The organism is Okeania sp. SIO3B5 (genome assembly GCF_010692555.1).
Taxonomy (GTDB): Bacteria; Cyanobacteriota; Cyanobacteriia; order Cyanobacteriales; family Microcoleaceae; genus Okeania.
The window spans coordinates 1-8,861 of record NZ_JAAHHG010000423.1; the positions used below are offsets into that span (position 1 = coordinate 1).

General features: G+C 35.4%; 6 protein-coding genes. 2 read left to right on the forward strand and 4 right to left on the reverse strand.

What is annotated here, in order from left to right:
• Positions 1-1,426: 1,426 nt before the first annotated feature.
• The 4 genes from F6K54_RS34205 to F6K54_RS34215 form a co-directional block, all read right to left on the reverse strand.
• Positions 1,427-2,650: a glycosyltransferase gene (locus tag F6K54_RS34205; protein ID WP_293088040.1), complete on the reverse strand. Its 1,224-nt coding sequence runs from the start codon at positions 2,648-2,650 to the stop codon at positions 1,427-1,429.
• Between the two features lie 606 nt (positions 2,651-3,256).
• Positions 3,257-3,439: a DUF6887 family protein gene (locus tag F6K54_RS34210; protein WP_293088042.1), complete on the reverse strand. Its 183-nt coding sequence runs from the start codon at positions 3,437-3,439 to the stop codon at positions 3,257-3,259.
• Positions 3,440-3,611: 172 nt separating this feature from the next.
• Positions 3,612-3,722, reverse strand: a complete 111-nt coding sequence (locus tag F6K54_RS43915) for a hypothetical protein (RefSeq protein WP_375342023.1) — start codon at positions 3,720-3,722, stop codon at positions 3,612-3,614.
• A gap of 190 nt (positions 3,723-3,912) precedes the next feature.
• Positions 3,913-4,257 carry a hypothetical protein gene (locus tag F6K54_RS34215; protein WP_293088044.1) on the reverse strand — a complete coding sequence of 115 codons (345 nt, stop codon included), beginning with the start codon at positions 4,255-4,257 and terminating at the stop codon, positions 3,913-3,915.
• 227 nt (positions 4,258-4,484) lie between these two features.
• Here F6K54_RS34215 and F6K54_RS34220 point away from each other — a divergent pair, with 227 nt between their 5' ends.
• Together F6K54_RS34220 and F6K54_RS34225 are read left to right on the forward strand one after the other, a co-directional pair.
• Positions 4,485-4,904 carry a hypothetical protein gene (locus F6K54_RS34220; protein ID WP_293088045.1) on the forward strand — a complete coding sequence of 140 codons (420 nt, stop codon included), beginning with the start codon at positions 4,485-4,487 and terminating at the stop codon, positions 4,902-4,904.
• Positions 4,905-6,813: 1,909 nt separating this feature from the next.
• On the forward strand, positions 6,814-8,583 hold the full coding sequence (locus F6K54_RS34225; protein WP_293088047.1) for a fatty acyl-AMP ligase: 1,770 nt from the start codon (positions 6,814-6,816) through the stop codon (positions 8,581-8,583).
• The last annotated feature ends 278 nt before the right edge of the window (positions 8,584-8,861 follow it).

Consider the following 8,861-nt stretch of genomic DNA (forward strand, 5'->3'; position numbering starts at 1 on the left):
GAGACAGGAGACAGGAGACAGAATAAATGGGAATTTGGAGGAGGTAGGAGTAAGAATTTTCCCAATATTGTTCTGCCCAACTCTTGACCAAAATCCTGAATTTTTGAACCATTACCACCTAAAACCTCGCATTTTTTCCAGATCTAAAATTGCTCAAACCAATATCAGTCAATAAGCGCGATATTTAATCAGCAAACCCTAATTAGGATATCATAACAATTTGGTAAGTATTTATTACAAAAAAAGCACCGATACTATTAGTTATATATGCCTATTTTTTTCTTTTTCAGTATAAGAATTGCTATAAGTAGTAAAGGCAAATTAATTGTATATTTGATTGTCAACTTAAATCAGTAGGAAAAATTATTTTTAGTTCCACTGCTCAGGCATACAAGTATGTTTTTTTCCATAGGTTGCCAATCTAATAGCTCCCTTATATCATGTCCGGTTGAATACTTACACTTTGGAGGAGGTAAGGCAGCGGGAGCTGGAGGCAGGAGGCAGAAGGAAAGAAAAGGTTAGAAGGGAAAAGGTTTTTTATCACTGATTATCCGGACATGATATTATACAGCTCCCCTACTAGATTTACAAATATTAAATTATCGGTAGTTATCTTTTTTTGACCAGAGATATTTTTTAGCTAAAAAAAACAACTTAACTAGAGTTTATGAAGTTTTTTATCTTATCTTATTGAACCAATATTAGGCTGTCTTAAGATTAGAATAAAATTCAAGATAGTCCTGCGGAACATAATGGTAGATGGGGATGAACAACGACGTTTCATGGGAGCAAGATATGAGTAAGGGAGCAAGATACTCTCACTGCTTTTGTCCTTGACCAAAATAATTACAATAGACCAGCATTACAATGTACCACCACCAAATTAAAGAAGTAAAAGTTGATAGCTAATATGCTTCGTTACTAATTTTTATCTTTTTCCTTTAGGTTTAATATCCTGCACCTCATAAGCGATGTTTACAATTAGTCGGGGTTTTATTCCCCATCAACTTTTTCCTTTTTTCTTCTTCCTTTTTCCTTCTTCCTCCTTACTGAAAAATTGGGTGCATCTCAATGCGTGAATAAAGCCAAAAAGTTATTGCTTTTAGGGAACAGGGAACACCGGATCTGGGAACAGGGAATATATAGGAAAAAAGTATTTTTGCTTGCTATGAGATGCACCCGAAAAATTGCGGTTGAAAGCCTCCTCTTTTAAGAGGATAAAAAGCAGTCGTAGCGGAGCTTCCCGTAGGGTGGGATGGCGTTTTGCTCCGCAACATATAAAGCGGAGCGGCTCTGATAAGAGCGGGTCTCCTCACCATATCTAATCGACCAAGAGAAGAAAAATTTTCCTTTGAGTAAATCCTCTCCTTTAAAAAGAAGAGGTAATTCTAAATTCTAAATTCTAAATTCTTGAATTTTTCCTTTTTCAAGAGACTTGAGTAATCTGTTCTTGCCAAATTTTAACTAGGTTAGCGACTGCATTATCCCAACTATATTTAACAACAGATTCTTTGGCATTAATACCCATTTGAATCCGTAGATTACTATCTTCTATTAATAGCTTCAACTTCTCACAAAAGTTTTCCTGATTTTTTGGTTTAAATAATAAACCATTCCATCCATCTTGAATATTTTCCACGACTCCTCCTGCTTGAGGAGCAACTACTGGAATTCCTGCGGCAAAAGCTTCTAATACTGTTAAACCTCTGGTTTCTTTTTCTGAAGCAGTGACATGAAAATCGCTATTTTTCAAAATATTAGGTATATTCTCTGGAGGTACTCTACCTAATAAATGTACATTTTTTGTCAGTTTACTTAATCTATTTGATATTTCGTCACGCATCGGACCATCACCAACAATTATTATGGCAATATTTTCTAGATTTACTAATTGCTGAAGTTTGACAAAAGCATCTAAGGTAAATTGCCAACCTTTATCTTCAGTTAATCTGCCTAAAAATACTATTTTTACTTTATTGGTTAAATTAGAAATTTGATAATCTGATTCCCAAAAATTAGCTGTTATTTTTGCTGACTGAAATTTTTCCACGTCAAAACCATGAAAATTAGTATACTTAACATTCTTGATACCCATATTCACAATTTTTTCATAGGTGACACTGCTAGAAACCAAGGTTAAATCATATTGATTGTAAATAGAGACAAAACTTTTTTCAAAGATTAATTTCAACATCAAGTTAATCCCTTTTGGCAAAGGTAAAAAATCTTCAAAATAGTCTAAAAAATTAGTTCTGAAAGTACAAACACAGGGAATATTATGTTGTCGAGAAAATTGGATGCCAGCTAAACGGAAAAAAGCAAAAAATAACCTTTCTGGTTCATCTACATGAATAATTTCCGGCTGAAATTTTTCTAATTCTCGGCGGACTATTTTATAAGTATTAAATCCCACATTTCTCTCAAAATCTAGAAACGGCGTACTCGGTAAATTAATGACTTGAACTCCAGGAAAAATATTACCCGTATAATCTTTCCAATTAGGATACAAATGAGCAAGGGGACTATAGTCTGGGCAAAATAATAAAACTTGATGTCCGAATTGGCTAAGTTTTTGGACTCGGTAAAAACCACTGACAGTTACTCCGTCTAATACAGGTAAAAATCCAGAGGCAATAATAGCAATTTTCATAAATTCAAGAATAAGTAAGAAGGAAGAAGGAAGAAGAAAGAAGGCAAGAAATCTAAGTCTTAAGCTAAGGAATTATTCATAAACCTGATCGTGAGTAAAAATATCAATCAAAATAATAACTTCTTCTGTGGTATTTTGATCGATTTTTCATAATACTTAAAAGTTGACTGATAGTTAGTTCAATTAAATTCTTAGTTTTGAATTTTCAGTTTTGACTTTTGAATTTTCAGTTTTGACTTCCCTATTTCCTACTATAATGAGTTAGTGCTTAAGGAAGTTGCAAAAATGTCTTCTTGCATTAACTTTATTATTTGAATAATTTTTTGTTTAAGTTCAGGATTTCGCTTCTTCATTAATAGTTCTAATGCTTGACTAAAATTTTTTCATCATTGCGATTTTCTGAAATATATTAAGGTAATCAAACTGATAGCTGACTGCTGAATGCTTACCAACTGAGAAATAAAAATTACAGTTTCTTTTTGTTTATCTGTTGGCAAAAATTAACTCCTTATCAGGACTTGAAAGTTGAGTGACAGTTTGTTCAATTAAACTCTAACTTTTGACTTTTGACTTTTGAATTTTGAGTTTATCCGAAAGGCGATCATATTATTGTTTCTGATTCAATTTGGCTTGAAAAATTGCCTCAATTTCTTCTTTTTCTATTTCTGATGGTGGAGGATACTTAAAACTTTTCGTTTTCCGACTCATTAATAGTTCTAATGCTTGGCTAAACTTTTCTTCATCATTGCGATTTTCTGAAAGATATTGACGAAGTTCTCTATTATTCATTTGTGAAAGTGATTTATTCATATTTCAAAATCTTCTTGAGAGTAGGGAGTAGGAAGTAGGAAGTAGGGAATAGGGTCTCAACCGAATAATATATTCTCGCTGAATGTAATCAATCGTTAAAAATATTACTGAACCTTATTTATTACTTAATAACTGAAGTCTTGAGGAAGTATCACATTATTTTTAGTCTTTTATTGTAACGAAATAAATTGATGGGATGATAAAGATTAGATAGTAACTGAGAAATAAAAATTGCAGTTTCTTTTTGTTTATCTGTTGGCAAAAATTAACTCCTTATCAGAACTTGAAAGTTGACTGGCAGTTTGTTCAATTAAATTCTTACTTTTAACTTTTGACTTTTGAATTTGAACTTTTGAACTTGAACTTAAAAGTTGACTGACAGTTAGTTAAATTAAATTCTTACTTTTGAATTTTGACTTTTGAATTTGAAGTTTTGACTTCCCTGAAAAGGTTTATCGCTGTCGAGTCATTGCTATTAGTAGAGTTCCATATTGCTGACTATCTTGTAGCGAATCAAGGCTTTTTGTTACATACTTAGATTCTTTCCGACTAAGTTCTCTAATATAATTATATGCTGTTCCACGAATCCAGCCTGATAAACTATTTATAGTTTTCCCTTCTTCCAAAGCTTTAATGCCTCTCAAGTAAACTTCATTGAGAATATCGTTTTGTTGGTAGAATTTATTCAGCTTATATTGTTTTAGACGCATCCAAATATAGACAAATAATGAATCACTTTCACGATTATTTCGACGTGATAACTCCCTAAATTCTAAATCAAAATTTTTTATATCCATATTTTTGTTGCTCCTAATACTTTGACTGTTTTAACTATGATAGTGCTATCTAAGTAATGATTTTCCTGCCTAAAACTGTTAATACATTTGAGGAATATCATTACATCTCTAGGACTAGCATTCTCATATACTTAGTGTCATGTGCCTATTTTCGTGACACTCTCAGTTCGTCACAAATACTCGTAAAGCTTCACTTAATATGTAGAAATCACAAGGAGAGGCAACATATGGACAATAAAATCAAGAGTCAAAGCGTATCATCATTCTGGGATAAGCATCAAGAACTACTATCCTGTAATCGCAGCAGAGATCAAACAAAACATTTTTCAATGGCTTTAACTCCTAGCTTGAAAAAGCTGATTAACGAGTATGCTATTTTAGCTTCTTTACCTGAATTAAATCTGGAACAAGAAGAAAAATTAGGTGAAATACTTGAGCAAGCTAATCAGAACCAAATCTTGGCTTTTTGGATTGCTGAGGTAGACTATATTTTGGGTGAAAGCTTAGGTTTGTTAAAGCCAGAAAACCTTAATTATTATGAAGATCAAAAAGCAGTTTTAAGGGAACATTTTTCAAGCGACCTAACATACTTAGATATTGATGAGTTTGGTTCTGAAAAGCTAGAAATTCAAGAGAAAATTAGCTAGTTTTAGGTTCTAATTTTTAGCCCCTGTCCCATATCCTCAAAAAAGGATAGGGGCTATTTGCTGATAATATTAAACTTACAAACAAAGTTATTAAAAATCACTACAAAATCAACAGTCTAGAATAATCAAAATTAAATTTTTTTCACTTTTACTTTGGCAACGAATATCTTTCTTTTTAGAAAAGTAAAAAAAGTAGGATGCGTTAGGTGATTTAGTTGATAAAAATAGATGATTTGGCAATATTTTGAGCTGTAGTTGCACCGCACTTATGGGTTAATAATCTTTCAGTTTCTTTTTGTAGATAGATGTTGAACCTATCCCACTATTCTTGAACCTTATATTCAGGTGATATAAAAATCGTGAAATGCCCAAAAATCATATTAGTTGGGATAGACTCGTGCGTTACATTTCATCAACACACCCTACTGGACTCTCTAATCAACATCTGAAAAGTTTTAATTATCAATCTCAGCTTCTTTGAAAGAAAATTTAAAAGATTGTCACCAACCTCTGACAAAAAAATCCTAAAAATCCCTAAAAATCTCTAAACTCGTCAACATAGTTTCAATGGTTTCACCCTTGTTGCCCCATCCTGTGATAGGATAATTCAAAGAAAAATCAAAGGGAGTGTTATTGCCTAATCAAATTTTAACGCCCGAAACACCTATAATTCCATTGTTTAAATGAGCGATCGCCTCATTTTCATTTAACAATGATGAACTAATTTTTCTCAGCTCCTCTAACAGTGATTTGACCTATTTACAAGTATGTGGTATGCAAGAAAAACTTACTAATACAATTTTCTAAATATTAATCTGCTGAAAAAATCCTCAAATGGCTAAATACTCAACAATACTAGATATCCTAGGGCGTGTCATCATTTAAATCCCAGATCCCTGTCACGGATAGGTTTTGAGCGGTTGTGACTGCCGAGGCACTCACGGCATGAAATTCAGTCATAGCATGGCACCTAGAGCTAATTGATGACACGCCCTAAACCATCGCTCCCAAAATCTTCCCGACCAAATTGCTTATACATTGTTTGCCAGATGGAGAAACTGAGTCTGGAAGCCTAACTTATCAACAATTAGACACACAAGTACGAGTGATCGCTGCCCACCTCTAATCATTCATCAGTCCAGGACACCAAATATTAGTTGAGTTGTTTATCCCTACACTGCTAGGTCATTTCAGTTATCAGTTATCAGTACCTCTGCCTGTTTGCGCAGCATGACAAACGGAAAGTAAAGTGAATTGAAATATTGAACTTTATTTTTTCTTGGTCTACCTTTTTGTAGCATTCTTTTTTCAAATTGGTATTACATTTCATTAACAGACCCTACAAGATCGGCGATCGCACTTTTAAGGAGAAAAAAGAAAAAAAATTCCCTATATTCAATTCCGTAACGGTTTTAACCAGAGGTAATTATTCATTATTCATTATCAATTGATGAAACACCCTACAAGATCGGCGATCGCACTCTAACTTAATTTTTGAATCAAAAATGATGTAATCGTTATTTTTTAAATATAAATTGAAATTATAATTTCAAGCTTTTTTAATAGATAATTCAAAAAATTGTCATCAACTCCTGACAAAAGATTGCCAAAAATCCCTAAACTTGTCAACATAGTTTCAATAGTTTCAGCCTTTTTGCCCTATCCTGTGATAGGATAATTCAAGGAAAAATCCAAAGGATTTTTATTGCCTAATCAAATTTTAACGCCCGAAACACTTATAATTCCATTGTTTAAATGAGCGATCGCCTCATATTTATTTAACCATGATGAACTAATTTTTCTCAGCCCCTCTAACAAGGGTTTGACCTATTTACAACTATGTGGTAAGCAAGAAAAACTGACTAATACAATACTCTAATTATTAATAGGAAATTGGAAAAATACTCAAATGGCTAAATACTCAACAATACTAGATATCCTAAACCATCGCTCACAAAATCTACCCGACCAAATTGCTTATACATTTTTGCCAGATGGAGAAACCGAGTCTGGAAGCTTAACTTATCAACAATTAAACACACAAGTACGAGCGATCGCTGCTCACCTCCAATCAATCATCATCCCTGAAGACCGAATATTAGTCGTTTATCCCTACACCGCCGGACTAGAATTTATTACCAGCTTTTTTGGTTGTATCTGTGCAGGAGCGATCGCCGTTACCAGTAACCCTCCCCTCAACAACGACGCAATAGCCAAACTCCAAGAAAGAGTCGAATCTTCCCAACCAAAAGCCATTCTCACCACAGAATCTTTTTTACGCGAAATTCAAGAAAAATTAGCCAAAAATCCAGACTTAGCTCCTAAACTCAACCATTTACCATGGATAGCCACAGATAAAATTGATTTTTCTGAAGCACCCCATTGGGTAGAACCAAAAATAGACCCAGACACCCTCGCCTTTTTCCAATACACCTCCGGTTCCACAGGCAAACCAAAAGGAGTAATGGTAACTCACCGCAACGTATTGCATAACTCAGAAATTATTTATCAGTCATTTGAACATACCCCAGAAAGTCAGGGCGTAATTTGGCTACCCATGTTCCACGATATGGGATTAATTGGCGGAGTAATACAACCTCTATATGGAGGTTTTCCCGTCACCCTCATGTCACCCGTAGCTTTAATTCAAAAACCCATACGTTGGTTAAAAGCTATTTCTCAATACAAAGCAACAACCAGTGGCGGACCGAACTTTGCTTACGACCTAGTTTCTCGGCAAGTAACGCCAAAACAACTGAAAAATTTAGACTTAAGTAGTTGGAGTGTCGCATTTTCTGGAGCTGAACCCGTGCGAGCTGCAACTTTAGAAAGATTTGCCGAGACTTTTGCCCCTTGTGGGTTTCGGCGAGAGGCTTTTTATCCTTGCTATGGAATGGCAGAAACTACCTTATTTATCAGTGGCGCAACAAAAACAAAACCTCCAATTGTTAAGTATGTGGATGCCGAAGCTTTAGCAGAAAACCGAGTTGTGGTGGGCGGTGAAAAAAGTAGAGCTGTGGTTAGTTGTGGTTTTGCTTGGTTGGGCGATGAAATTATGATTGTTGAGCCAGAATCATTAGTTCCACGTCCAGATGGTGAAGTTGGGGAGATTTGGGTATCTGGCACTGGTGTAGGTAGGGGTTATTGGAATCAGTCAGAGGAGACTGAGCGAACTTTTAATGCTTTTTTGGCAGATAAAGGGCCTTTTTTACGAACAGGAGATTTAGGATTTTTACAAGATGGGGAATTATTTATTACTGGTCGAATTAAAGATGTAATGATTTTGTGGGGTAGGTATCGTTATCCCCAAGATATTGAATTGACAGTGGAAAAGTGTCATCCTGCTTTACGGTCTAGTTGTGGAGCAGCTTTTTCTATAGAAGCAGAAGATGATGAGCGGTTGATAATTGCTCAAGAGGTGGAGCGCAGTTATTTACGGAAGTTGAATGTTGAGGAAGTAGTTGGAGCAATTAGACAAGCAGTGGCCGCAGAGCATACAGTAGAAGTTTATGCGATCGCTTTGTTGAAGACTGGTAGTATTCCTAAGACTACCAGTGGTAAGATTCAGCGTGGAGTTTGTCGCAGTCAATTTTTGGAGGATACCTTAAATGTAGTAGGTCGATGGCAACTTCAGACTGAAAAGGGTAGTGTATCGGAATTAGCTGGTGATTATATATAGCAGGGAACAGGGAGTGGGGGAGTGGCTCACGCGGATTATGGCACGGATGTACGGATAGGGCAGAGAGTGGGGGAGTGGCTCACGCGGATTATGGCACGGATGTACGGATAGGGCAGAGAGTAGGGGAGTGGCTCACGCGGATTATGGCACAGATGTACGGATAGGGCAGAGAGTAGGGGAGTGGCTCACACCGATTATGGCACGGATGTACGGATAGGGCAGAGAGTAGGGGAGTGGCTCACACCGATTATGGCACGGATGTACGGATAGGGCAGAGA